Genomic DNA, 25853 nt, shown 5'->3' on the forward strand with positions numbered 1-25853 from the left:
TTACTCCTTATTTTCAGCCTCGTCTGTGTTGGCCGTACTCTCTGTATCAGCAACACTTTCGGTGGGTTTTGGGGCATCGGCCAGTGATTTCAGCAGGGCAGGATTTTGCAGGATATCGGCGATTAATTGTTCTGCGCCGCTTTTGCCATCCATATAGGATAATAGGTTTGCCAGTTGGGTTCGTGACTCCAGTAGCTTAGCCAGAGGTTCTACTTTTTTAGCAATAGCATCAGGCTGAAAATCTTCCATCTTTTCAAAGATTAATTCGACATTCAGTTTTCCATCATTTGTTAGGGTATTGTCCACCTGAAAAGCAACGCGGGGTTGTGTTGATTTCATGCGCTCATCAAAGTTATCAACATCAATTTCCATGAATTTGCGGTCACTCACTTCCGGTAAGGCTTCTAATGGTTTTCCTGCTAAGTCGCTCATCACCCCCATTACAAACGGCAATTGAATTTTTTGTTCTGAACCGTAAAGCTCGACATCATATTCAATTTGTACGCGTGGAGGACGATTTCGAGCAATAAACTTTTGTCCACTGGATTTCATGACAAATTCTCCATTACTGGCTAATAATTAGCTGATTAAATAGAATATACCCGTCGCCTTTCATGATGCGTCTGATATCTCCTCGCTGCGCGGGGAGATATAAATACTCTCATTGGTTTGCAAACTGCAACTTGAAGTTGGATTGGTATATAAACGACAAATTGTTTGATAGGTTATTGAGAATACGACGATTAATTCGAGTCAAAATTGTCTGGGCGACCAAAAATGATTTCGAGCTGGTTGAGTCCATCTGGAGCAAGGTCATAAACAATGTCAACGAAGTCACGATCAATCAACCGCTGAATGCGAGTGATCATCAGCGGAGCGGGGTGACTGGGTTCATAGATGGCAAAATAGTTTTTAGCCTTTTCTAATAACATACGTGCTTCATCACGGTTGCTGGCTTCAATTGCATGCCAGGAAGCAGATATTTCATGGGTTGAATGTGTCGATGCCGGCGCTTTCTGTTCCGAAAATGCTGTTGATTTAAAAATAGCTTGGTGGTCTGGCTCCTTATCGCTATCCCTTATTTCTGGGGAGTGAGGGCAAAATTCCATCACTTTATTTAATTGTTTTAGTAACAAGGATAATTCAGGAACATAGTCTTCTGAAAATGTCTGGCGAATAATGTCGCGTATTGCAATCAGGTGACCTCGAATACGGATCACGGCCAGAACTTCAGGGCTACTGGCTTGCTGCTTTAACTCTTTTTGTAATCGGGAACGCCCGCCTGTATAGCCGCTGATTTCGCTTATCGTGCCATCCAGTAATGAACAAACTTCCAGCAAGGACAATCCCTTTGACGCGTTTTTCAACAGAGTGGAACATTGCGCTTGCACCGAAAGCGGGGAGTTGTCCTCAATAGCAGCAAGGATGTTGAGGCGAAATAGGGGATCATATTCCTCCTCAAACTCTAATCTCGGCCAAACTTCTTCCCAATAGCGTTCCAGTGTCTGCTGGAGTAAATTCAGGCCGTCTGCGTAGCCACATAACCCTCGCATTTGCAACCATGATAGTGTGAGTGCCATGACGACACGCAGATCTTTGGTACGCCTTAGTAGGCTAATGGCTTGTTTCTCGGCCTGTATCCAGTCAGGTGGCTCTGCTGGAATAGTGATATCACCAAACTGCTGCTCTATTTTTCCGAGCAAAGATTGCTCTAACGTCATAAATTCAGGATCGTATTCCAGATTTTCCCCACACGGAGATTCGATGCTGACGGGTTCGAGTAAGGCTTCGATGTTCATAATATTGTTTACTTTTTCTGATAGTTGAAAGTATTGATGGTTGAATAGGCCATCTATTTTATGAATTAATCAGTTTGGGACAGATGAAATGGGGCAATTGAAACGGGCTAAGAATACTGTTTGGAATAAATTCCAATGAGACATGATGGCCTCTGATATTAAATGTCACACGTTGGTTGGCATGATTATTTGTGGTTGGTTTCCCTGTCGCATCTTTCTCATGATCGATTAAGCGATTTAATGCCCACGGACCGGAAGTGATCAGGCTCGCTGTTGTGCCATCGTCTAAATTTAACTGGATACGCACCTGATTGGCACCATTTGGGCCAGGCCAATTGAGTGACTGTGAAACTTGTGGACCGTGGCTATATTGCAACTGTTGACCATCAACATCCAGTATCATACTTAATATCTCTTTATCCATATTAATTGTGCGGACGATGACCCGAAATGACGGGATAGGCGAGCCGTTGCTGAACAAGGTATCCCGAATGATCTGGGCTTGTTGGAATGGCAGGAGTAACTTGTTACTTTCCGGTAATGCCTTGCTATCCGTCCCCAGTATAAGGCGCCAATTTTCGCGAGACGTATCGACTTTTCCCACCAGGTTTTTCTGGAAAAAGCTATCCATGATCCCCGTTTGCGGCGCAAACATTCGAGCCATATCATCCGGTTTGATATCATCCAGCGCCCACTGCGTCAGCGGATAGCGGTTGGCAATAGCCTGTTGGCAAAAATTTTGGACTTCTGTACTCAGTTGCTTATTGAGATTCTTTACGTTACTGGACTGTGTATCACTGCTGGCTCCCATTGCCAACGAGGAAATGATGCCCTTGAATGGGATCGGCAACCGCTCCGCCGTGGCCTGTAGTTGTGTGATAATTTCATCCGATGGCGCGGGCATTCCCATATTGGCCGCATTTTGTACCGAATCCAGGTATCCATGTAATTTGGCAATTTGGCTGAGAATAGGATCAAAGGGAATTTGCTTATTTTTACCGTCTGGACTGTTTGCCAATGCAATAATTTGTGCAAAATGTTCTTTCAGTTCTTGTTCTGGGGTGGGTTGGTTATCTTCTGGCATGAATTGATGAGGGACGACTTTTGCCAATGAACCTGCCTTATGGCTTACCAACCCACCGATTTTTTTATCAAGTGTGCTATTACTTAACCCCTCAGCCAGATCGACATTCTTACTGATATTAATCAGCAGATTGCGCATGGGAGAAGAATTTGAAGCCAGCAACTGGGCGATATTGGAACGTTGCTCCAGGCTATCAATATTGTTTAGCCGGATGTCGAACAGAAATTTGTCCCACTGTTCAATATAATCATGGACATAAAATTGTCGTACTAAAAAGGCAATCTCTTTTGGGGTTGATGTTTCTGCATACTGGCCGAGTATCCATGCCTTTTGGCTGTATAACTTATCGATAAGGGTAGTCAGGTTTTTACCCGTCCCCATTTGGTATCCTGCCGGCGTAAACATCCCCGCGATATTAAGGGTAATCGGTGTACCGTTGATGCGCGAGAAAACCAATCCAGCTTCTGGGCCAGCAAGCGCGGTTAAGCCGACGGGAGATAAATTGGGATCATCCAATAACCCCTGTTTTAAATGGCTATAAACGAGTCGTGCTGGTGGGATCTTGCTAAGTAATATCTGTTTCTGTTTTATCAGTGGGTTATCACAAACATAAGGAGAAGTAACGACCTGATATTCCAATAATTGGCGCAGATGCCCCTCAATTTGGTGCAATTGTGTCAGTGAAATATTGGGTGGCAAATGTGCCTGTAAATATTGCATCATCCAGAGATGTAAGAACTTACCGTCATAATGTTGGGACTGGCATAACATTTGATACGCTTTCAACGTATTGTAAGTGTCATCGATATTATCGCCGCTGGTTTGGCGCAATTGGGACGTTATTAACAGTGCGACTTGTGGTAGCAATAATGTTTGTAATGTTTTTGTGTACAGTGTCAAACTGGCATCATTGATTTGCTCACCACGATACAACCCCATTTGGTATGACAAAGGGGGATCATCAGGAGAAAAATCTTTACTTTTTCCCAAATCAGCCACTTTATTCAAAATAGGCAGTAGGGCATAAATATCGATATCGTTGCTGCTCTTTTTTAATGCTGTGCTTTGGCTCAGAATAGGAAAAATTTTATTCTGGACTTCCGTCAGGTAATTTTTATTGTTGTTATAACTGGTAAAAAATAAGGTGATTATTAACCCCATGATCGCTGCCAGAATAATATAACCTAACCCCTTTAATAGACGGTTTTTGTACACCCACCAACGATTTTGACCAGCAAGGCCAGCTTCCTGAAAGATCGTTTCCAGCAAATTTTTCAGGAAATACACTTGATGCGTGGACTCTTCCTGTACCCCGCTAGTGAAATAAAGCCCACGTGGTGAATAAGGAATATCAAATCCTGATTTAGCGAATGCAATTTCAAGATGCTGTGCAATCAATGGCCGCAGCGCGGCAAATTCTTGTGGAAACCGGTAACTATCCGCACACTGCTGAAGGTCATTCAGATGCAATAAAATATGGGGTAACTCTGCATCTAATCGTGTTTGCAACAGCCCATATTGTTGTGTAAAAACGTCCTTCAGAACCCAGCTTGTTTTGTTCCACGGAAAGTTGAAACCCCATATTTGATCGCGCTGTGTTTTGTCAAAATGGGCAAAATAAGCCCCAAATCCTTTCAGTAAATCAATCTTGGTAATGATGACGTAGATTGGAAATTGGATCTTGAACTGCGTATGTAATTCTGACAATCGCCTACGTAATAAATAAGCGTGTTGATCACGTACTTTCTTTGAGGGGTTTAATAAATCCTCTACGCTAATGGTAAGAATGACGCCATTGAGTGGCTGGCGTGTGCGATATTTTTTCAGCAAATTGACAAAACATTTCCATTCACGGGCATCTTGTTCGTGCTGTGTGTCCTGAGTGGTATAGCGTCCAGTCGTATCCAGCAAAACAGCATGGTTGGTGAACCACCAGTTACAATTAGCTGTTTCTTTTATTTCGTTCGAGGAAAGTGTTTCGAAATGCTCTGATAATGGAAAGTGCAAGCCAGAATTTGCCAGGATGGTTGTTTTCCCTGAGTTGGGGGCACCAATCAGGACATACCAAGGTAATTGATAGAGATATCGACGATCGAAAAAAGGTTTCCATTTCGGCTTATACTGGCTTTCTGGACCATAAAAATAGGCATCTTTCAATAGTCGTAAAGCATCAGAAAAGTGTTCTGATAATGTTGTATATTGTGAATTTTGTAATTGTTCATTTTCGTCATTGCCCCGGTTTAATTGGGCAGAAAGTTTTTTATTCAGCCAAACCTGATATAAGCGAGACGCTAACTGGATAAAGAACCAGACAAGATATAATACGACCATGATAATTATTCGTACCGTGCTTGATTCAAGCGGTACGGCGTTGCCGATAGAAGTAATAGGACCAATAAACCAGATAATAAAAGAGATGGCGGTTATTCCGAGGAAACTCCAGATTAATCGGCTGGTAAAAATAGCAACAATGGCACTCAACATATTTCCGTATTCTCACGTTGTCTGATTTGTAGGGGAAACCAACAGGATGATTTCAACCCGTCTGTTTTTAGCTCGATGACTTGGCGTGTCGTTTGGAAATAGGGGATCACTTTCTCCTCTTCCTTCTGTTCTTACCCGTTCAGGGTGATCCAGATATTTTTCGAATTCCCTTTTTACTGATTTGGCTCTGGCGAGTGACAAGGCATAATTGGATGAGAAGCTGGGGCTATTAATGGGAACATCATCGGTGTAGCCGATAACTAAAATTCCCCCCTTGATGTTGTTCATTGTCTCAGCAATATGTTTGATGACGGGAAGATAATTGTTTTTAATTTGAGTGGAACCCGTATTGAACAAACCATCGCCTCTTAATGTGACGATACTTTTATCAGCCAAATCCGTTACATTTAATAATCCCGCCGCACTTTCACGTCTGAGCATATCCTGTAGATTTAAAATCGGCGGCAGGAAAGAAGAAACACGATCATTCACTGACACATTGGGCAAATTGACTTGATATATTTTCGTCAATATTGGGCTGGTTATATTATCTAACTGCCAATTCAGCCCGATATACAGAATACACGCAATAAAACAGGTTACAGCGATATAAGACCAAATAGGGAAGGAAGATTGCCAGGGGCTATTTGGTGCTACGATTTTTTGCAATGCAGGTGACAATTCAGGCGGATAATTGCCACGGATTGAATGAATTAATTGGAACAGGCGCTGTTTCAAGGTTTCCAACTGGGATCGCCCATTATCAATGACACGATAACGTCCTTCAAACCCAAGCTGGAGACAAAAGTTAATGAGTTCTAACAACAACAGATTTTTTTGGGGATTTTGGGATAGCGTCGCTAATAATTGGAAAAATTTTTCCCCTCCCCACGTTTCGTTATGAAACGTGACCAGCAATCCACTGCCGGACCAGACACTGCGAATTCCCCAGGGAGTCAGTGCTGCCGCTTCATCCAATGCGGTGCAGAGACAGTAACGTGCACCGATAATGACTTCATAAGGCAATTTGGCATATTGGCATTTCAGTTCAAAGTTGCGAATTTCATCGATCAGTTTTTGCCGTAGATCGGTTGGATTCGGGGGCTCGGTACAATGGCGGATCTGGGGAATGCTATTTAATAGAGGGTTAGCGGCAGTGACTAATGGATTATCCCAAGTGTCGCCAGAAAGCACCGCATGCCTATTTAGGGTGTCTTGAGTCATATGAGTAGTGACCTCTGTTAATTTTGATTTTTGAGGCGTTAACTCTTGGACTGATTTCTGACAGCCCAAAATTCCATGTGCAGACCGGGAAATTCACCCGCCAGGTGTAACGCAAAACCACCGGATTTTTCCATCTGGCTCCAGAGTTCACCCTCTTTTTCTAACTCAAAATAGAGGTAACCGGAATGCCAGGGAATTTGTCTGGGAACAGAGGGCATTGCTCTGATCGGGATGCCTGGCAACTGTAACTGAACCAATTCACGTATGCGGCCAACAGGGGCAATCTTCATCTGTGCCGGAAAACGGGATAAGAATATTTCTTTCGGAGTATCTGTATAAACGGCCAATACAAAGCTGAAGGTATTTAGCATATTGGCGTCAGTTAAGGTAGCCACATTCAGCCCATGAGAATATTCAGTCAAAGGCAACTGGATCGCATGTTCTTCCAGAATGATTGATAACCCCTGGCGCAATAAAAGCATGAGGTGGTTGAAACAGACTTTTAAATTGTCATGGTCATAAATCGGAAGTTTCTCTTCTGGTATGCGTGATTGGGAAAAACTTGCCAGTTCGGTGGCAAATTGCAGCCATTCGCTGAATAACCGTTCTGGATGCAGTAAAGAGATGTTCCGTGTATGGCTCACTTGGCCGCTATAACGATTGACTACTGACAAGAGAAGAAAATACATGATTTCCGAACTATTCTGCTGCCCCAATTGTCGCAAACACTGGCTTATCTGTTGGCGACGTTGCTCCAGCAATCCCTGTAAATCATTAATGAAACCGACAAGTTGTGGATGTGCATGGCAGTTGAGTAAGGGGGGAATAAAGTGCGAATCAAGAAGCAATTTATTATCACGAGTTCTACTAATAACATGCACAATACTGAGTGAAGTCCATTCCGGTGTCAGATCTGATTCCAACATCAGTCGCAGGCGCATTCGCCCAAATTGCACGGTGGTACTTCCGACTGACATGGCATTAAAGTCATTGACCTCAGTGTCAACGCTGACAAAACGCGCCATAGAGTCTTTTCTTTCCTGGAAAATGATCTCTTCTCTTCCTCCGCGTAAGATCGGCAGTGCCAATACGACATTCTCGCCAGTTTGATTTTCCGCAAGTTGCAATGGCACAGGGGCGTGCGCTTCGGTGAAATTAAAGGGGGTTCCGTCAGGAAAAATCCCACTGGCTGATGCAACCATGACCTTACCCTGTTCGAGGAATGATTGATCTAACTTTAACGTTGAAAAACCCCAATAATATGGCCTTTGGGCCATACCCCAATCGCGAACATAAGCCTCCAGGTAGTTTTCGGCCTGTTGAAAGTGGTGAGGACGTAAGAACATGCCTTCTGTCCAGATAACTTTTTCTGATCTGCTCATGTAGTTCCTTCTCTTACGGCATAACGTTAATGGCATTTATCGATGAAATTTAGGCCATTGGCGGTGACTTGAATGCATATGTCTAATGTGTCTGGCGGTGATGCCCAAAACTGATAGAAAGCGGAAGGCTTAAGGGTGGGAACGGGTAATGAAATACGCCATTTTTTCCCATCCAATTGCTTGTATTCAGCAAGAATGCCGATATAGCTGGCTTCTGGTATGTTTTTCTCCAACAAAAAACGTTTGTGTTGAAAGGGCAGTAAAAAAAGTTGTTCAGAGTTAACCAATTGATTACCCAATACAGCCTGGGCATTACCTTGCAGTGAAAAAAAATCAGCAGACATAAACCCTGAAGTCGATTTCAACAAAATAACGTGTATTTTCAGCGGCGCTGAGTCATTCACATTATTGGTGGCATGGAAAATCAATTGATAAGGGGGCGATTTTTTCTGCTCTGATGATGAACACCCTGTCAATACGAGTATGTTAAATACTATGATGTTAAATACTACGACGTGAAGAAACAGTAATGCCAGCATTGCCCACTTGGAACTTAATCGATATCTGATAGAGAATCTATTGCCAATTATCTCGCGAGAAAATGTCTTATCACTGCAAGGTGGGTTTGTGTGGCTGGCACTTTTTGTATTGACCATGATTTCCCCCATCTTTATAAGATGCAGGGGATATCATGCCCCTGAAATATCGACCTTTGTCTGGCTGGGGACGGTACGTGATCCTACAGCATTGGTTGAATTTTGCATGGTAGGGCTTGATAGTCGGGTTGCCGGTGCTCCCTTAATCAAGACGCTATTGGCACCAAGCGTATGGCGGGAGGGTCCCATCACGGTCCCGGACGCGACGCCCAAATTGACCCCCGGATTATCCCCATTCGTCATGGCAATCATTGTCGCCATATTATGGGCTGGACTTCCCATAAAGAGAATATTGGTCGTACTGGCACTAATGCCGCTCGTACCTTGTGCAATATTGGGATAAACCATCGGTACTGGGGCACCTGGAGGACATGGCGTCAGGCAGATATCTGGGGTGGCCAGATCTGTGCCACCGCCTTGGGTATTGGCAAACATAACGTCTCCTTTTTTATTCTTTATCCAATGTGAATCTGTTCAGCATCTATTTTGGTGATTGCTTTGGCGGTTATCACGGTATTTTGGGCATGTAGCCGCATGTAGTTCTCCGCTTGCATATCTAATTGCCCTGCGTGCACTTGTTCTGTTTGCGTCGTATGGCGAAAAAGACGGTGGCTCAACTGGGTTACAGTTTGCCAAACGGATTCAAATTGATTGCCTATCATCTTCGAGACGGAGACCCAGGCAGATAAGGATTCGCCACTGTATTGCATTTCATTGATATGGCAATTTCCATTTTCGGCGGTGATATTCAATCCATTACTGCTCAGGTTCAAGTTCCCCTGAGCAGTGATGGATAAATCGCCTGCCACCTTGATTACAGCCGGATCTTGTTGCTCTGCCCGTTCTAATATCGCCAGTATCCAGAGTTGTTCATCGGCTTCTACAAGTAGCACCCTGTCTCCCACGGCAGGCGCCAATAGGCAACTGGCTGCTTGTCGACAATGCCAACCATGATTTTGGTTTTTAACCATTAACTTGCCGTCCTGAAAAATATTGACGACTTGGCCGACAATCTGTTGCGAGGGTGGTGTATTGGGTTGTTCCGTATACCGTTGTTCCGTAACAAGAGTCGATGAAGAAAGAGCGTAAGAAGATTTCACCATATTGATTCTCCAGCTTAAATCTTACGTTGACGTTGTTGTGTACTCCACTCTTCAGCAGCAAACAGTTCAGGATCATTTTCCAATATGCCCTGACGGTCAGAGAATTGTGCTCCAACCTGTTGAGTACGATGAAAAAGCGTTCTCATAAAATGGGCTGCACGAAAATCGCTGTGATTAATGTTGGCATAAGAGAGATCAGCATAGGTCATATCACAACGAACAAATTGTGCGTTGACAGCCCGTACTTTTTGCATGATGGCTTGTTGTAGTTGACTTTGCCGAAAATCTGTCCACTCAAGGCAAGCGCCAATAAAAATGGCTTCATTAAACAGACTGTTATGGCAGCATGCACGAGTTAAATCGGCATTGATGAATAACGCTTGGGTTGCATTGACATTCGAAAGTTGGGCATCTTGCAGCGAGCTTCCCTTAAAGTTGCACTGGGTCAAATTTGATTGATTAAAATTGACTGCATCCAGTTGATTATCTGTAAATTGACAGGCTTTAAATTGCAATTTTCGATAATCCTGACCGCGCTGATCACATTCAAAAAAAAGGGTTTTAATGAACTGACTGGCATAAAAATCCGTTTTTCTTAAGTCCTGGCGAAAAAAGGTGACCAGAAAAAAGTGACTATTGCGTAATGTTGCGTCATTCAATCCTGAGTTGATAAATGTGACGCGATCAAATTCATTTTCGATAAAATCAGCATATTGCAATTGGCAGGATGAAAACTGGGTACTATTTTGTTTTGTGACTTTAAATTGTGTTTTTTTTAAGACACATTGGTCGAACACACTGGCGCTCAATATGGCCTTATTGAACATAGCGCGTACCATATTACACTGTTCAAACAAGGTCTTTTCACACTTGACTGAATGGAAGACCGTTTCTTCAAACAGGCATTCAGTAAAGACCGACTCTTCAAGAATGGTATGGGAGAAGTTGGCATCTGAAAAGTCTACAGACCAGAACCTGCCTCCTGATAAATTGAGTCCAACTAACGAGATCCCCTGCAAATTGACTTTTTCAATGACGTCACCCTGTTTGATTTTGGCCATGATCTCATTCGCCGTCATCATACTCATATCACTTCCTGATCACGTTTGGGTAAGGTTTTGATACGTTGTGTATAGGCATGATGAATCAAGGTGGAGTCGTCTATGATGGACTGGGACATATCCGCACGGAACAGATTAGCTTCGCGTAAGTCAGTGCTACAAAAAGTACATTTCTGCATAAAAGCGCCGATCAGGTTGGCGTTATTCAGCAATGCATGCTTAAAATTTGTTCTGATAAATATACTTTGGGCGGTATTTAAATACTGCATATCGGCCAATTGGCAGTTGGCTTCGCTTAGGTCACTGTTATTCAGTGTGGCCGAGCGGAAAGAAGCCTGAACCAAAGGTGCTTGGCGTAAATTACATTCCGTTAATGTGGCATAACCGAAATCAGCTTGGTTAAGTACACTTTTCATGGTAAACACGCAGTTTAGCAGTTTGGCTGATCGAAATCGGATGGCCTCTGCTTTGGTTTCTATCCATGAACAGCTTTCGAGTACAGCATGATCAAAAATGGCGTTTTCCAGCAGGCAATTGATAAAGGAAACTTTATTTAAGCGGGCATAGTTAAATTTTAGTGCAGGTAGCATCATCTCAAGAAAAGTACAGCCTTGCCATTGCGAATGTTGGAAACGACAGCGTTTGATGAAGGTTTTTTGCAAAAACAGATCCGTGAAGACCGCATTGTTAAATCGGCAATGGTTGAACAACGTTTCTTGTAATTGTGTTTCTTTAAAACTTGCCGCTGAAAAATCGCTTTGTTCACATTTTGCCTGTGCCAGACTGGCGTTATCCAGTTTTGCGCCATATAGGGAGGCATGGCATATCTCGGTTCTGGCTAACATGGCTTCACTGAAATCTGCGCCATCCAATTGGCTGTTATTGAAACAGGCACTTTCCAGCAAACTACGGGAAAAATTGGCACCGCGTAGATCCATTCCTGATAAGTCTGCTCCGGTAAAATCCATTGCACGGAAATCTCCCCCTTCCCGCATAATACGCTGGACTTGCTTGCGAATAATTTGTGACAGGTTCCCCGTTAACCGCAGGGCTGGCGGTTGTGTTTGTGCCGAGGCCAGATACATTTTATGCAGGGATTGTTCAACCTGTGTCAGTTTTTTATCGTTAAGTTCGATTGATTTTGGCTGAGCTTGTTTTTGACTTTCTTGCTGTTGGTACAAGATATCCCGTATTTGATGGAAGTTTTGTGGCCCTCTGGGAAGATTTTGCATCGCGATCTGTTCCACCTTCACGCCTTGCTCTTGCGCCCTTGTGCGAATTTTTTCCCGTTGCTGCTCGGCTTCAATCTGTTTTTGGGCCGCTTCTTGCTCTATTTTGTGTACAAATTCAGGTAATTCATCCGCTTTGGGATTGGAAGGTTGCTCAATGCAGGGGGTCATTAGCGTGTTGATATCTTTTCCATATTTCGCCATGCGCTCCTTATGTTGTTCACGCAGACGTTCCTCGCGATTTTGCAAATTCTCTCTCAAAGGACTGCCATTTTCCGATTGTTCTGTATCTACCCACGGGCCAATAATGCTTTCAGGGATCAGGTCTTTTTCTCGCAAGGCATATAATGCGCCTTTTGCTTTCTCTGTACGCTGGTTAAGTACCTGAAGATAGTCATTTTCAGAGCGTGCTTCGCTATTCAACTCTATTGCGGAGAGCATTTGTAAAACATCAGTCGCATCATCTTCATTGACACGTGTGCAGCCATGCCAAATCAGGATCATCTGTTCCCGGTGAGGGAAAAACCACACCGTCGTATTGCGCATTGCGATCTCTTCGAAAATCTCTTCGTCTGCACGTAGCCGTTTGATGAAGCAACGGGCTTGCCAGGGCGGCAGTTTTCCTTCTTGTATGGGTTTTTCAGGATGCATATTCCAGACGCTCCATGCCGCATTTTCTGGCAGCGCCTGATAGTGTTCCCACCATTGATCGCGGGGAGCAGAATTAAATAATCGCCAATCGATATCACGGGAAAAACCAGGGAATTCATTTTCCAGCCACTCTTTGTCATATTTTTTCCCTATACGAGTGAAACGGCGCGGCCACCCAAATTCCAGGGGACAAAAACTCGCGGGATTAGGGGTATCCCGTGGTGACAAAAGTTGCCTGTTTTGGGCTTCTACATTAGGTAATCGATGAATTTCAAGACCGTTTTCCTGTATTTCTGGCGTAAAGCCGATACCATATGGATTTTCTTCATAACTTTTCCCCCCAAAAGCACGGCTCCAATCCAGCCGCATCTGTTCAAATGCCTGAGGAGGGGATGGTTTATCCCCAATCCAATGACGATCTCCTGAGACAATCAGTGTCTTATCCAATTGCTCTATCTGGATGCGTGCAGAACACGTGGTCTTATCAGACTGGTGATGAGTATAGGCATAACCGGTTGCAAGAAATTCAGCGGCAGATTTAGGCATGGCGAGATCGATCACACCATTAGCGGTTTGCAGTTCAGCTTCTGCAAGTTGCCAAAGCTCAGGCTCAGGTCGCAGGCGAGGGGAGGCGCCCATATCAGTTAAGGCCATAATGGAGACCCCAAGATAGTGATGTTGCAGACAGTGATAAGGGCGATGCAGCAGACTTAAGCGCAGAGGTTTGATGATTTTCATTGAAAGCCCCGAATAAATCTTTTTAATGGGGTACTTAACCCAATAGGATGAGTCCCGCCGTTATGGAAACCTTTGCAGCGCCGTTAATATCTAATGTGGAACTCGATGCCAGGGACAACTTGCTGGCTTTGACTTCGGCGCTTCCTGTCACTGATTCACTCTTATTCCCCGTCACATTCAGGTTGTAATTTCCACTGATGCTGTTAGCAAAATTACGCCCAATATCTAACTGATAAGCGCCGCTGATTTTTTCTGATTTATCACCCGTGATATCGGCTTTATATCCGTCAGAAATTTTATATTGGATCCCGCCACTGGTGACTTCGATTTCCTTGCCATTGGTCACGGTGGTCTGTTGTTTGTTTTTGATTGTTGTGGTGGAGGCACCCTCAATGGAAACGGTTTGATCGTGTTCCACAGAGATTTGCATGTCTTTCTCGGCATGGATTTCGAAGGACTCTTTGCCTTGGGCATCATCAATCAACAAATAACTGGCGTTATCTTTTCCCCCCTCCAAACTGCGTGACATTATCCCCATTTTGGTGGCTTCTGCGGGTAATTCCCAGGGAGGCATATTATTTTGGTTGAAATTACGTCCCACGACGAGCGGCTCGTCTGGGTTGTTATTAATGAAATTGACAATAACTTCTTCGCCCACTCTGGGCACCTGTATCGCCCCAAATTTTGCGCCCGCCCAATTATTGGATACCCGTACCCAACAGGAACTTTTATCGTCTTTTGTATCGCTTCTGTCCCAGTGAAACTTGAGCTTGACTCTGCCATGTTCATCGGTCCAAATGGTCTTGCCGCTTGCCCCGACAACGGTGGCTCGTTCAGTACCGGCTATGGGCCATGACGTTGTGCGAGGGGCGCGCCAGTTGACTTTAGCGGGGATGGCTGTGAACTCGGTGAGCATTTTGTTTATGTTGTCGTCATCAGCCGCATTGTCTCCCAGAATATAGGGGTTTTCATGAAGCTCATAATTGGCACTGACAATAAGGTAGTCGCCGTTATCTCCATCCCGCAGGGCTTTTGATAATGTAAAGGTGTAACCTGGAGCAATGCCGGATTCTATGCTTTTCGCTTTTATATACTGATCTTGCGCGGTATAGGATTGTTGTAGTATTCGGACATAAAATTGTCCTTGCGCATTTTCGGTATAATTCCCCGGCCACTCAAACAGTTCTGTTTTTGGTGCTGTTGGATCTGGATTTTGCTGGGTTTCTTTTAGCTGTGCATTGGGCTTAAGGAAATTATAGTCACTCAGGGTATAGAGCTTGGGATTGATTGAATAACTGACCATCCAGTCGTACAGATAACTTTTGTCTTTGTCTCTCGGTGGAAAATGGCTTGGATAATATTCAATAGCAGCATGCTCTGGTAACGCTGAATGGGATTGGGGGGAATCAGCCAATATAAGCGTGTGATCATTCTTATCGTGCTGGAAATAGTAATAAATTCCTTCACGTTCCATTAACCGGCTCAAAAAATCGAAATCAGTTTCTTTATATTGGGTGCAATATTCTAATGGCTGGTATTTTGCATTGAGTTCATTTTTAAACTTTATTTTATATTTATTAAGAACATCCTGAATAATTTCAGGAACCGTCTTTTTCTGCCAGATTCTGAAATCTTTGTTTAAAGTGAGAATGAATAACGCAGGTTGGATAATGACCTTATATAAATAGTGGTAATTGTCATAATAACCACAGATAGTGGCTTCGCGGACAATTCCACTTAGAAAACGCGGTTTTTCTGAAATATTGGCAGGGTTCTTTATCTCTATTGAAATAGGTTTGTTTCGTAACTCTTTGATATCAAGATCCTTTTTTTCACTGAAAAGCTCCACTTCAAAACTATAAATGGTTGATAGTTTTTCTTTTCCTTTCAATGATTTAAAAATCAATGAGTCATCGCCTAATGAGGAGTGAGCTATAATGTTCCTTTCCATTGAAATCTCCTTGTGAGACCAAAGCTACCGCATGAGCCTTTAAGTTAAGGTTCAGAAAACAAATCAAAATACCTTGTCTACTGATTGCTACGATTAACCCAGTCAGCAATGAATTTGATCACTGTTGTTATTAATCGATATGCAATATTCCATATAGAAAATTATTTTGCAACAAGATTATAACCAATGTTTCTTTTTGGTTATTGGCAATGTGAATTTGTGAATATAAAGAGAGGAGTTGTAAAACAGGTTACCGTTAGCGTAATAATGAAGACAATTTTTTGATTTAAAAATGTTTTTCAATTGAAAAGAAAAAGAGAGTTTTTGGCACTGGTTAATTATTCTTAACCGTTAGGTGAGGTGATACAAAATAAATTGGCGACGATAAAATCACAATGAATAATTTTATCGTCGCCAGATATAAACTTTAAAAACAATATGTTGCTGTGTTAAAGCACAAAAGCAATATAACTATTAATAATAAAACAATTATTTTAATGCTGCCAATGCGCTGTCATAGTCAGGTTCGTTGGTAATTTCATCGACCAACTGGCTATAAATAACCTGGTTATTTTCATCCAGAACAACGACAGCACGTGCAGTCAGTCCACCCAATGGGCCTTCGCTTATTGCAACGCCGTAATCTTCCTGAAAGTTCCCGCCACGCAGCGTAGAAAGGGTGACAACATTGGACAGGCCTTCAGAGCCACAAAAACGAGACTGAGCAAAAGGTAAATCGGCTGAAATGCACAATACAACAGTATTATCCAATTCACTGGCGAGTTGGTTAAATTTACGGACAGATGTGGCACAAACACCGGTATCAATGCTTGGGAAGATATTAAGCACTTTACGTTTACCCGCGTAGTGGCTTAATGTTACATCAGCAAGATCTTTAGCGACTAGCGTAAACTCTTTTGCTGCTTGACCTGCCTGTGGAAAATCTCCGCTAACGGTGATATCACCACCTTGAAACTTGACTGTTTGTGTCATGGTTTAATCCCTCTATAAAGTAAACTGCGTCGTCAGTGTAAAGGAATAGTGCGATCTTGCCCACAAAAATAGATGCAATATTCATGAAATCCCCTTCCTTCCTTTAATTAACAATGTCTTATAATTTATTTTTAGGGTGAATATGAGATGCACAAGGCAAAAATCATGCATAATTTTACGTTACTTCCCTCAGTATTGTTGCTGGTGGGCGTTTCTTTTTCTGTCTCTGCGGCCTACGTTCCTGATGGCACTCAACTTGATCCCCGTCAGGAATTGGTTCGTCAGTTAAAAGATGAACCTGCATCGCTGGATCCAATAAAATCTTTTGGCTTAACAGAGGCGCAGGTACTACGTGATCTGTTTGAAGGTTTGGTCAATCAAGATGCTGACGGCCAACCCGTTCCAGGTGTTGCGATTGATTGGAAGACCGAGGATAACAAAGTATGGATATTCACATTACGTCAGGATGCTCGCTGGTCTAGTGGTGACAATGTCACGGCCTCTGACTTTGTTTATAGCTGGCAAAGATTAGTCAATCCGGCAAACGCCTCGACTTTTTCTTGGTTTGCTGCCTTGTCGGGCATTGAGAATGCCCAGGAAATTATTGATGGAAAGCTATCGCCAGAAAAATTGGGGGTAGAGGCTCCCGATCCTTACACACTGAAAGTCACCCTGAATCGTCCTGTGCCTTATTTCCCTAGCATGGCTACCAACTTTAGCCTTTATCCCGTCAACAAACAATGTATTGAAAAATACGGTAAAAATTGGACACGGTTAGGGAATTTGATGGGTAATGGGGCGTTTACGCTAACCGGGCGCGTTGTGAATGAAAAAATTGTCCTGACACCGAATCCGCATTACTGGGATCACCAAAACACCATACTGACAAAAGTCACTTTTATGCCGATTAACCAGGAATCTCATGCAACCAAGCGTTATTTGGCGGGAGATCTGGATATCACGGAATCTTTTCCTAAAAATAGGTATCAGAAATTGCTGAAAACGCTTCCTGGCCAAGTCTTTACGCCAGATCAATTGGGAACATACTACTATGCTTTTAATATCCAGCGGGCACCAACGAATGATATTCGGGTCAGGCAAGCGCTTTCAATGACCATAGACAGAAATTTGATTGCGAAAAAAATAGTCGGGACAGGGGAAAAGCCTGCCTGGCATTTCACCCCAGATGTTACAGCGGGGTTCAAGCCAGAGAAAAGCCGACTGGAAACTTTGGCTCAACAAGCGTTGGATGCCCAGGCAAGGGAATTACTGACAGCCGCGGGATATGGCCCTGAAAATCCGTTAAAGATCTCATTGCTTTATAACAAATTAGAAAACAACCAGCGAATAGCGATTGCAATTAGTTCCGAATGGAAGAAAAAACTGGGTGTGGAGGTCAAACTGGTTAACCAAGAATGGAAGACCTATGTGGATAGCCGTAATACGGGGAATTTCGATGTGGTGAGAGCCTCCTGGACGGGGGATTATAATGAACCATCAAGTTTTCTGTCTCTTTTGACATCTGCCCACAGTGGCAATATCGCGAAGTTCCATAATGCTGACTATGATGCACTGCTGAAGGCTGCCAGCTATGAAACTGATGATGCAACCAGAAACCGTGCTTACAACCAGGCAGAAAAAATGATCGCCGAACACGTACCCATCGCGCCCATTTATCAATACACCAATGGGCGATTGATCAAACCGTGGTTAAAAGGATACCCGATCACCAATCCTGAAGATGTCGCCTATAGTCATACCATGTATATCATTAAGAAACCCGATTAAGCATAAAAGTTAGGCGCGAAATTTAGCTACAAACAAGGAGCAGATGTGGAAACGATCTATGGCTCGGTATTTAAAGATTCAAATGCAATTTATGCCTGTCAGTTAAACGGTAAGGGCGGTATTACGGCATTTGGGGAAGATTCACTCGTAACAGCAGAGCAGCCAGTTTGGCAACATCTTGATTATAAAAATCCAGATAGCCATCAATGGCTCATGAATACAACCTTGCTACCGCTTCCGGTAAAGGACGGGCTAGTCAGTGATAATATTCGTCCAAAGATCCTGCGTACCGGTGAAGGCACTTTGATTACCTTGAGGTCGGTGAACCGTAATGACAATGCGCGTCCCGATCATCTGGTTTCGTTTCGCATCTATATTAATGACAAAGTTATCATCTCCAGCCGACACCGAAAAATTCATTCCATCGATCAAGTTTTGGATGATCTGCACAACGGCGTTGGGGCAAAAAGCACAGGCAATTGGCTGGTGGAAATCGCGGGAGCCATTACTGATGAAGCCAATGATTTTATTGAAGAGCTGCATGACAACCTGATTGAATTTGAAGACGATATCTTGGAGCAGAAAGTTCCTGGTCGCGGGGAATTGGTCTTGCTGCGTAAACAACTAATCGTTTTGCGCCGATATATGGCACCGCAGCGGGATATTTTTATCCGTTTGGCCAGTGAAAAATTGCCTTGGATGAGTGATGAAGAACGCAGTTTGATGCAGGAAATTGCGGATCGGTTGAGCAGGGGAATCGATGATCTTGATGGTTGCATTGCCCGCACTGCGGTTCTTGCGGATGAGATCACGTCCATGATGGCGGATGCCATGAACCGTCGTACTTACATGATGTCCCTATTGGCAATGGTATTCTTGCCAACCACTTTTTTAACGGGATTATTCGGTGTCAACTTGGGCGGAATTCCGGGCAATGCGTACCCGTTTGGATTCGGCTTATTTACGCTTTTGTTATCACTATTGATGGTGATTTTCGCGTGGTGGTTAAGGCGAAGTAATTGGCTGTAGGGAAGAATAATGTTATCGGGTTTGAGATATATCAATAATCGACGCCCATAATTAAGGCACTATAGATCCCGCAGGTGAATACAACGTTGGTGATACACGTTGTGCTCCATAAATTGTCGTTTTTCTCATATTGAGTTTTGTACAGAATAATTGCTCATTAATTATGCCGATACTTGTTTTAGTATCGGCTATTTTTTTGCTGCTATTGGGGATATCCGGTTTCTGCTGGATACTGATTTTTAAATGTTTGTCACATCGATAAACAGGGATTCATCAATGTTAGTTGACGATACCACGGCTTCGTTAAAAGCATACTCTTCCCTTTCCCCCTCGCGATGCAATGGCAAGTTAACAAAATCAAAAATAGTTTTGTCTGCCAATTGGCTTGGGCTAACATTTTGAATAGATTTGAAAATATTTTCTACCCGGCCTGGTGTCTTCTTATCCCAGTCTACCAACATTGCTTTGATCGCTTGCCGTTGTAGGTTCTCTTGGGAACCGCATAGATTGCAGGGAATGATCGGGAATTTTTTGTTTTCCGCATAGTCAATCAGGTCTGCTTCCCGGCAATAGGCCAGCGGCCTTATAACGACATTGCGGCCATCGTCAGAACGTAACTTTGGCGGCATAGCTTTCATGCGTGCGCCATGGAACATATTCAGGAACAGCGTTTCAACGATGTCATCAAGATGATGCCCAAGTGCAATCTTTGTTGCCCCGATTTTTTCTGCAAAAGAGTAGAGGGTGCCGCGACGTAACCTTGAACACAACCCACAGGTCGTTTTGCCTTCAGGGACTTTTTCTTTAACCACAGAGTAGGTATCTTTATCGACAATGTAGTATGGAATATCCAGGCTTTCAAAATATTGGGGTAAAATGTGCTCAGGAAAGCCCGGCTGCTTTTGATCCAGGTTCACTGCAACGACTTTGAATTTTATTGGTGCCGCTTTTTGCAGATTCAACAAGATATCCAACATCGCGAATGAATCTTTGCCACCACTGATACATGCCATTACAACATCATTATTTTCAATCATATTGTAATCAATGATGGCATTACCAACGTTTCTCCTCAGGCGTTTCTGGAGTTTGTTGAATTCAAGTGTCTCTTTTCTCGTATCTTTTTGATTCATTGCGACTTCTCACATTGCCGATTGTATCGACTGTAGATTCTTATATGGATTTTTTGCAGGCAAAGGATTATACGGATTTTTCTTTTTGTTTGAAACATATCTGTGCCTGGACAGAGTTATAAATCCTTTTTGAGCGAGATCCCTGATTCCTTGCGATATGGAGAGTCAGGACGTGCCCGACAATTTTGAATTGTTATTTAGCCTATACCCTATGGATTTCAAGATGCAGCCAACAAAGCGGCAACTTGAAAGACGACGGGTATATACTAAAATTTAGGGGAAAGGGAGTCATAAAATATACAGCCAACAATTAAGATAGCTGGTTTTGATATATTGTCTTTTATTGATAGCGCATTAATTATTTTTATATTGGCAATGAAAGCTGATTAAATCATATTGCATAATGTATTGTTTTTTTGGTTGTTTTTACAGGGATGATTAACGGTGATGATTATTTATCTATAGTGGATAACTTTATAGGCTGAATTATTTTTTAGTTGGTAAATGTACTTACGTTGTTAATCAGGAACCTTGGTTATTTTTATTTTGGTTCCTGATGTTAAGGGAGGTGAATAAATGATTATTTTCTTTCCCATTGGCTTGTATTGTTTATTTTTCAATAATCAATATAATCTCTGTTTAACTCTATTCTTCCATCTGGATATTCAACCCTGGCGGGTTCTTTAGTTGCTGGGATAATAATTTTAGTTACTTTTGTTTCATCTAACTTTGGATTATAATAAATATACCTATTCATTTTTTTTGATAAGGAAATGATTGGGTCTCTTTCACCATTGGGTTTGATGAAAAATACCCGGGTATATTCTTCTTTAAACTTTTTATATACCAATCTAACTTCAAAATGCGTGTGATTTCTCCCCGCTTCGCGGGGAGAAATCAGGTTTCATATCGTGTTGTAAATTGCAACTTGAAGTTTAATGCGTATAGACGGGATAAAGTGTAGAGGTATAGTTAATAGTATTATTTAATTTACCTTGTTTAATTTTGTTGTTTTTTTGTCTTCCATGTTTTCTATATAGAATGTAACCATTTTCCCAGAGCTGATCTGAAGATTTTTATCACTGATTTTTTTTCATCATATTCAAGTCCCATTTGAATTGTGTTTAATTTCCAGTCACACCATCCTCGTCCATTAATGGGGATGCTTGTTTCTAATTTATTGTTTTTATTTAATTTTATGTCCATTCAATTTCTCTTTTCCTATATTTTTCCCGCTTGGGAAAAAATCCGAATCTAATTGAATTGTTGTGCATTTACTAGAAAAGTATTCAGCTAAAATTCTTGGCTCGGTATTATGTGGTGGAATGCTGGATATTATAATAGATTGGCCATCATATTGTGGATTGATTGGTAAATGTTTATCGATTTGGGAATCAATAATTTCACCACATCCTGATAGGAATGGCGTAATTGTCGTTATAAAGATAAATTTTATTTTATTCATGCCGATAACCCCTTATTCTATTTTTCATTTTATCCTGGCTTTTGATGTTCAGAGGGAGTTAATAAATTGTCTGTACATTCACTCCGATTAAAACATTGTGAGTATAGTCTAAATAATAACACGGTTAATTATCTCAGGGCAATACGGATGAAAAACACGAGATATATCACACTATTTAATATCAGCATCAGGAACCTTGATAGCCACTCTTACTTGGTTCCTGATGTTAGTGGAAAATTAATAAATGATTATTTCTTTTCCCATTGGCTTGTATTGTTTATTTTCCAATAATCAATATAATCTCTGTTTAACTCGATTCTTCCATCTGGATATTCAACCCTGGCGGGTTCTTTAGTTGCTGGGATAATAATTTTAGTTACTTTTGTTTCATCTAACTTTGGATTATAATAAATATACCCATTCATTTTTTTTGATAGAGAAATGATTGGCTCTCTTTCACCATTGGGTTTGATGAAAAATACCCTGGTATATTCCCCTTCAAGTTCTTTATAAATGGGATAAAGTGTAGAGGTATAGTTAATAGTATTATTTAATTTGTTTTGTTCGGTTTTATTATTTTTTTCGTCATCTATATTTTTTATATGGACAGTAAGTGTGTCACCTGTATTAATTTTGATGTTTTTATAGGTGAATTTTTTTTCATTGTAAGAGAGCCCTATTATAATTTTGCTTAGTTCCCAGTTACACCAACCCCTTCCATTTATAGGAATTTTTGTTTCTAATTTATCATTTTTATTAATTTTTATGTCCCATTCAATTTCTCTTTTTCTATATTTTTTCCCGCTTGGAAAAAAATCTGAATCTAATTGAATTGTTGTGCATTTACTAGATAAATACTCTGCAAAAATCCTTGGTTCGGTATTATGTGGTGGAATACTGGATATTATAATAGATTGGCCATCGTATTGTGGATTGATTGGAAAATGTTTATCGATTTGGGAATCAATAATTTCACCACATCCTGATAGGAATGGCGTAATTGTCGTTATAAAGATAAATTTCATTTTATTCATGCCGATTAGTCCTGATTAGCTTTCTCGTTATATGAAAAATAAGCAAGTGCCCGTTTTCCTGATTCACTTTCTTGACTAAAAGATAAGCGCAATCCAATTTGTTGTTCCAATTTTAAAAAATACTGATAATTAAAATATTCCTCTTTCAATGCATTTTTTTGTTGATTCATCTTATCTTCAAAAATTTTCATGTTTTCTTTGTAAAGTACATTATGCTCAGGAGTGCATAATGAAATAAGTTTTTCTTTTATAAAATCCATGTAAACCCCGCTGAAATGGTGGAATATATTTTGTGAGGTTGATTTATTGGGTTGTTTATTATTTGGGAAAAATTTTTCGATGGCAGAGTCGTTGGGTAATAGTGATGGAACCAAATAGAAATTAAACTCTAATTTTTTGGTGATATTTATTGGGGAAACTATATTCGCAGTAGAGTCATATATAATCTCCCCTTTATATAAATGAACGGTTTTCCCTTGATGTAAAAATAAATCATTGGATTTTACTTTATCCATATGGTTACTAAGCATTGCTGCGGGTGTCAAAATATTTAGAGATGTATTGAAAGATGCAACTTTGCGGCCGACTGGAGAATCTAATGCCTCTACGGCATAACCAAAGGAATCCCAGCCATTTTCAAAATAATAATTATGCATATCTTTTTCGAAAGGGACGCCAGGAACTAAATCATTTCGATTAATATGGCGATAATGAATAATGTCCTGAATTTCCATTATTGCACTGTATGTGAATACTCTGGGCATGCCATAGGTATATAAACAGGGATTGTATTCTTTTAGTTGTACACTATGAATTAATGCCAGCGCACCACCTAAGCTATGGCCGCAAATAAATATTTTTCTATCTTTTCTTAGTTCCTTTATATCATCAAAGACACTTGCTTTTCTTATGGTTGGTTTATTCATTCCAGCCCAAAAAGCTTTCCAGAAACCATCATGCACCCGACCTTTTCCAATAAAATCACTGGGTAATTTAGTCGGTTTAAAATTTAAATCCGTAATAACAGCATCTGTAAAACTGGCTGTGCCTCGCCAACTGATAATCAATTCCTTGCTATTTGCGACGTAAAACATTTGTGTATCTAAATCATCTTCAGTATCAATAAATTCCACGACTATATAACGATCCCTGAAAGGAACATCATACACAATCGGTTGGAAATCTTTTTTTTCAATTCGATTAGGTAAACAAGATAAATCGAGGAGCTGTTCTTTAAAGAAATGAAAAACAGAACCACGGTACTCTTTAGCCTTTTTATCGCCATTATCTGTAGCATTGGCATAAACCAACACAGACATTAAACCTTGATTATAGGCATTTACCAGCGAATATTCGGGTTGATGGTGTAATAATAATACCCAGGCACGGTAAGGACAGACTTCCAATACCCAGCGTTCATCCATAAACACGGCACGAAACCCCTGAAATTTATTATCAGGGAAGTGATATTTAGGAAGTTCGGTTTTTACCCAACCTTCAATTACTGGAGTCTGGTCACAAAGATCACCAATTTTAACATAACGATAAGAGTGACCTTGTGCTTTGGCATTATGCCGAACCTTTGAACCCAGAGGCCCACGAACTGTCCTTAATTGCCTGAATTCCATTTCATCAGTGAGTTTTTGTGCGTCAACCCAAAGTCTTACTGGCATTGGGGGTAAGTTTTCTTCCCGCAGTAATCCTTCTCCATCAGTAGTACCTGTGCGGATATCTTTTTTATTCCCCTGACTGATCAATTTATAAGGCATTCCCACCAGTGGCTGACCCTGCTCATCCACAAGCTGAAATTCAATCCAGTGTTTCAGTATCTTTTGACAATCAATGCAATTCGTCGGATCTAATGGTTTCATATTTTCTTCCTTATATTTTGTTTATCCGTCAATGTGCTCGTTGAGGGCAACGCCTTGGCTATCAGTAATAAAATGCCCAACCGTTAACTTATGCAGGCTACGTTTTTCATCCCTCGCCTGTTTCAGCCACGCCAAGATGTTGTTTTGTAATTGTCCTTCCGGTGCATCCTGTTTCAATGCCAATTCGGGATTTTCTTCCCAAAGCTGGCAACTTAACGCGTAAGCCAGGTTATTGAGGGTTGAATCGGCGGCATAACGGGCTTCAATTAAATGATCACCCAGCACAAATAGATTCTCCGCCAATTCCTGCGGGCAATTTTCTGGCCGGTAATAGCAATACGGTTGGGGGGTATCGATCATTAGCTCATTGATTGGGGTTAAGAGTTCACGCCAATCACCCGGTTTCAGGGCAGGCAACAGCGGTGTGAGGATACGATTATCCATCAGGCGTAAAACCACCATTTGGCCGCGCAGCAACACCTGTTGGTGCAACCGCCAGTGTGCTAACTGAAATGTCCACGGCAAGGTGCTGCGATAGCCCCAGCCCCAACTGGCATCGCTGAACTCGTGTTTATCCAGCAGCAGAGCCAGTTCCGGCAGGCATGTTGCTTTGGGGTTAATCAGCCACGGGCTTTGTGACAAAAGGGCATTCATTGGTGTGCCGCTGTAGAGCGGAAATGCCTCCTCTGTCCAGCCGTTAAGGTAGAAAGTCTGGACCGGGTTCGGTTCTGCCAGACTGTTGACCAGAAAATAACACTCTCCTTTGCCCTGCTGTGATAACCAATTTTCCCAATTAGTCGCTTCCATCATGCTTCCTCTGTTCCGGTGATAACCCAGTTTTCCTCTTGCTGTGCGAGAATGGCACAGGCAGGTTTAGCGGCGAACTTAACGTCCGGCAACGGCGCCACGCCTTCCGGCAATTGCAGTGCCAGCCCGCGCCCGCTGCCAGCGGAACCCTGCCCGACATTAATCGGGGAAGAGAGAATGCCGCCCGGCGTGACTTTCAAAAAACTGCCGCCCGCTTTCAGCGTGATTTCTGATGCCGCCTCCAGCACCACTTTGCCGCCACTTTTCAGGTGGATTTCCTGCCCGCTGTCAATCACGGTGGCGTCGCCGGCCTGAATATGCTGGCTGCCGGCAATCCGGTGGGAGACATCACCCTCCGTGGTGATTTTGCG

General features: G+C 42.1%; 20 protein-coding genes and 1 pseudogene. 2 read left to right on the forward strand and 19 right to left on the reverse strand.

The window, feature by feature from the left end:
- The 12 genes from tssB to tpx all read right to left on the reverse strand — a co-directional run bounded on the left by tssB (position 1) and on the right by tpx (position 16355).
- The gene (tssB, locus tag Xkoz_RS12210) at positions 1–552 is read right to left on the reverse strand and encodes a type VI secretion system contractile sheath small subunit (protein WP_099142424.1); all 552 of its coding nucleotides are present in this window, start codon (positions 550–552) and stop codon (positions 1–3) included.
- A gap of 191 nt (positions 553–743) precedes the next feature.
- Entirely contained in the window at positions 744–1799 is a 1056-nt protein-coding gene (gene tssA / locus Xkoz_RS12215; RefSeq protein WP_099142425.1) for a type VI secretion system protein TssA, read from the reverse strand.
- 58 nt (positions 1800–1857) lie between these two features.
- Positions 1858–5367 carry a type VI secretion system membrane subunit TssM gene (gene tssM / locus Xkoz_RS12220; protein WP_099142426.1) on the reverse strand — a complete coding sequence of 1170 codons (3510 nt, stop codon included), beginning with the start codon at positions 5365–5367 and terminating at the stop codon, positions 1858–1860.
- Between the two features lie 12 nt (positions 5368–5379).
- On the reverse strand, positions 5380–6660 hold the full coding sequence (locus tag Xkoz_RS12225; protein WP_279627406.1) for a DotU family type VI secretion system protein: 1281 nt from the start codon (positions 6658–6660) through the stop codon (positions 5380–5382).
- A complete protein-coding gene (gene tssK, locus Xkoz_RS12230) occupies positions 6630–7973 on the reverse strand; it encodes a type VI secretion system baseplate subunit TssK (RefSeq protein WP_099142428.1) in 1344 nt (447 codons plus the stop codon). The genes Xkoz_RS12225 and tssK overlap by 31 nt, the downstream gene beginning before the upstream one ends.
- Positions 7974–7999: 26 nt before the next feature.
- Positions 8000–8629, reverse strand: a complete 630-nt coding sequence (gene tssJ / locus Xkoz_RS12235; RefSeq protein WP_244183466.1) for a type VI secretion system lipoprotein TssJ — start codon at positions 8627–8629, stop codon at positions 8000–8002.
- A 33-nt stretch (positions 8630–8662) separates the two neighbouring features.
- Complete coding sequence (locus tag Xkoz_RS12240) at positions 8663–9064, reverse strand: DUF4150 domain-containing protein (protein WP_099142429.1); 402 nt, start codon at positions 9062–9064, stop codon at positions 8663–8665.
- A 20-nt stretch (positions 9065–9084) separates the two neighbouring features.
- Positions 9085–9732 carry a DUF3540 domain-containing protein gene (locus Xkoz_RS12245; protein WP_099142430.1) on the reverse strand — a complete coding sequence of 216 codons (648 nt, stop codon included), beginning with the start codon at positions 9730–9732 and terminating at the stop codon, positions 9085–9087.
- Positions 9733–9746: 14 nt separating this feature from the next.
- Complete coding sequence (locus Xkoz_RS12250) at positions 9747–10820, reverse strand: pentapeptide repeat-containing protein (protein ID WP_099142431.1); 1074 nt, start codon at positions 10818–10820, stop codon at positions 9747–9749.
- Positions 10817–13411 carry a DUF2169 family type VI secretion system accessory protein gene (locus Xkoz_RS12255; RefSeq protein WP_099142432.1) on the reverse strand — a complete coding sequence of 865 codons (2595 nt, stop codon included), beginning with the start codon at positions 13409–13411 and terminating at the stop codon, positions 10817–10819. Before Xkoz_RS12255 ends, Xkoz_RS12250 begins: the two co-directional genes overlap by 4 nt.
- Positions 13412–13445: 34 nt before the next feature.
- Positions 13446–15362 carry a type VI secretion system Vgr family protein gene (locus tag Xkoz_RS12260; protein ID WP_099142433.1) on the reverse strand — a complete coding sequence of 639 codons (1917 nt, stop codon included), beginning with the start codon at positions 15360–15362 and terminating at the stop codon, positions 13446–13448.
- Positions 15363–15851: 489 nt separating this feature from the next.
- Positions 15852–16355 carry a thiol peroxidase gene (gene tpx / locus Xkoz_RS12265; protein ID WP_099142434.1) on the reverse strand — a complete coding sequence of 168 codons (504 nt, stop codon included), beginning with the start codon at positions 16353–16355 and terminating at the stop codon, positions 15852–15854.
- 147 nt (positions 16356–16502) lie between these two features.
- On the opposite strand from tpx, the gene Xkoz_RS12270 reads away from it, so the two are divergent.
- Together Xkoz_RS12270 and zntB are read left to right on the forward strand one after the other, a co-directional pair.
- Entirely contained in the window at positions 16503–18143 is a 1641-nt protein-coding gene (locus Xkoz_RS12270) for a peptide ABC transporter substrate-binding protein (RefSeq protein ID WP_208615254.1), read from the forward strand.
- 45 nt (positions 18144–18188) lie between these two features.
- Positions 18189–19172 (forward strand): zinc transporter ZntB, encoded by a 984-nt coding sequence (gene zntB, locus Xkoz_RS12275; RefSeq protein WP_099142436.1) that lies wholly within the window; start codon positions 18189–18191, stop codon positions 19170–19172.
- A 239-nt stretch (positions 19173–19411) separates the two neighbouring features.
- Here the strand turns inward: zntB and ttcA are convergent, their stop codons facing one another.
- The 7 genes and pseudogenes from ttcA to Xkoz_RS12310 all read right to left on the reverse strand — a co-directional run.
- Entirely contained in the window at positions 19412–20305 is an 894-nt protein-coding gene (gene ttcA, locus Xkoz_RS12280) for a tRNA 2-thiocytidine(32) synthetase TtcA (RefSeq protein WP_099142437.1), read from the reverse strand.
- Positions 20306–20921: 616 nt separating this feature from the next.
- Positions 20922–21155: a hypothetical protein gene (locus Xkoz_RS12285; protein ID WP_099142438.1), complete on the reverse strand. Its 234-nt coding sequence runs from the start codon at positions 21153–21155 to the stop codon at positions 20922–20924.
- A 336-nt stretch (positions 21156–21491) separates the two neighbouring features.
- On the reverse strand, positions 21492–21770 hold the full coding sequence (locus Xkoz_RS12290) for a hypothetical protein (protein ID WP_099142439.1): 279 nt from the start codon (positions 21768–21770) through the stop codon (positions 21492–21494).
- 248 nt (positions 21771–22018) lie between these two features.
- Positions 22019–22804, reverse strand: coding sequence for a hypothetical protein (locus Xkoz_RS12295; RefSeq protein WP_099142440.1), 786 nt, complete (start codon positions 22802–22804; stop codon positions 22019–22021).
- Positions 22805–22809: 5 nt separating this feature from the next.
- Positions 22810–24675 carry a lipase family protein gene (locus tag Xkoz_RS12300; protein ID WP_099142441.1) on the reverse strand — a complete coding sequence of 622 codons (1866 nt, stop codon included), beginning with the start codon at positions 24673–24675 and terminating at the stop codon, positions 22810–22812.
- A 21-nt stretch (positions 24676–24696) separates the two neighbouring features.
- The gene (locus tag Xkoz_RS12305) at positions 24697–25482 is read right to left on the reverse strand and encodes a DUF4123 domain-containing protein (protein ID WP_244183467.1); all 786 of its coding nucleotides are present in this window, start codon (positions 25480–25482) and stop codon (positions 24697–24699) included.
- Positions 25482–25853: pseudogene (locus tag Xkoz_RS12310) on the reverse strand (DUF2345 domain-containing protein); the annotation flags it as partial. The pseudogene Xkoz_RS12310 and the gene Xkoz_RS12305, both read right to left, overlap by 1 nt.

The sequence above is a fragment of the Xenorhabdus kozodoii genome, from assembly GCF_002632875.1.
Classification (GTDB): domain Bacteria; phylum Pseudomonadota; class Gammaproteobacteria; order Enterobacterales; family Enterobacteriaceae; genus Xenorhabdus; species Xenorhabdus kozodoii.

Bases quoted from the DNA above. Each gene is read 5' to 3' on its own strand.
- Xkoz_RS12290 (WP_099142439.1), bottom strand. From the start codon at position 21,770: ATGAATAAAATAAAATTTATCTTTATAACGACAATTACGCCATTCCTA.
- Xkoz_RS12295 (WP_099142440.1), bottom strand. From the start codon at position 22,804: ATGAATAAAATGAAATTTATCTTTATAACGACAATTACGCCATTCCTA.
- Xkoz_RS12270 (WP_208615254.1), top strand. From the start codon at position 16,503: ATGCACAAGGCAAAAATCATGCATAATTTTACGTTACTTCCCTCAGTA.
- Xkoz_RS12305 (WP_244183467.1), bottom strand. From the start codon at position 25,482: ATGGAAGCGACTAATTGGGAAAATTGGTTATCACAGCAGGGCAAAGGA.
- ttcA (WP_099142437.1), bottom strand. From the start codon at position 20,305: ATGAATCAAAAAGATACGAGAAAAGAGACACTTGAATTCAACAAACTC.
- tssJ (WP_244183466.1), bottom strand. From the start codon at position 8,629: ATGGTCAATACAAAAAGTGCCAGCCACACAAACCCACCTTGCAGTGAT.
- tpx (WP_099142434.1), bottom strand. From the start codon at position 16,355: ATGACACAAACAGTCAAGTTTCAAGGTGGTGATATCACCGTTAGCGGA.
- Xkoz_RS12240 (WP_099142429.1), bottom strand. From the start codon at position 9,064: ATGTTTGCCAATACCCAAGGCGGTGGCACAGATCTGGCCACCCCAGAT.
- tssA (WP_099142425.1), bottom strand. From the start codon at position 1,799: ATGAACATCGAAGCCTTACTCGAACCCGTCAGCATCGAATCTCCGTGT.
- Xkoz_RS12260 (WP_099142433.1), bottom strand. From the start codon at position 15,362: ATGGAAAGGAACATTATAGCTCACTCCTCATTAGGCGATGACTCATTG.
- Xkoz_RS12300 (WP_099142441.1), bottom strand. From the start codon at position 24,675: ATGAAACCATTAGATCCGACGAATTGCATTGATTGTCAAAAGATACTG.
- Xkoz_RS12245 (WP_099142430.1), bottom strand. From the start codon at position 9,732: ATGGTGAAATCTTCTTACGCTCTTTCTTCATCGACTCTTGTTACGGAA.
- Xkoz_RS12250 (WP_099142431.1), bottom strand. From the start codon at position 10,820: ATGAGTATGATGACGGCGAATGAGATCATGGCCAAAATCAAACAGGGT.
- Xkoz_RS12255 (WP_099142432.1), bottom strand. From the start codon at position 13,411: ATGAAAATCATCAAACCTCTGCGCTTAAGTCTGCTGCATCGCCCTTAT.
- tssB (WP_099142424.1), bottom strand. From the start codon at position 552: ATGAAATCCAGTGGACAAAAGTTTATTGCTCGAAATCGTCCTCCACGC.
- tssK (WP_099142428.1), bottom strand. From the start codon at position 7,973: ATGAGCAGATCAGAAAAAGTTATCTGGACAGAAGGCATGTTCTTACGT.
- tssM (WP_099142426.1), bottom strand. From the start codon at position 5,367: ATGTTGAGTGCCATTGTTGCTATTTTTACCAGCCGATTAATCTGGAGT.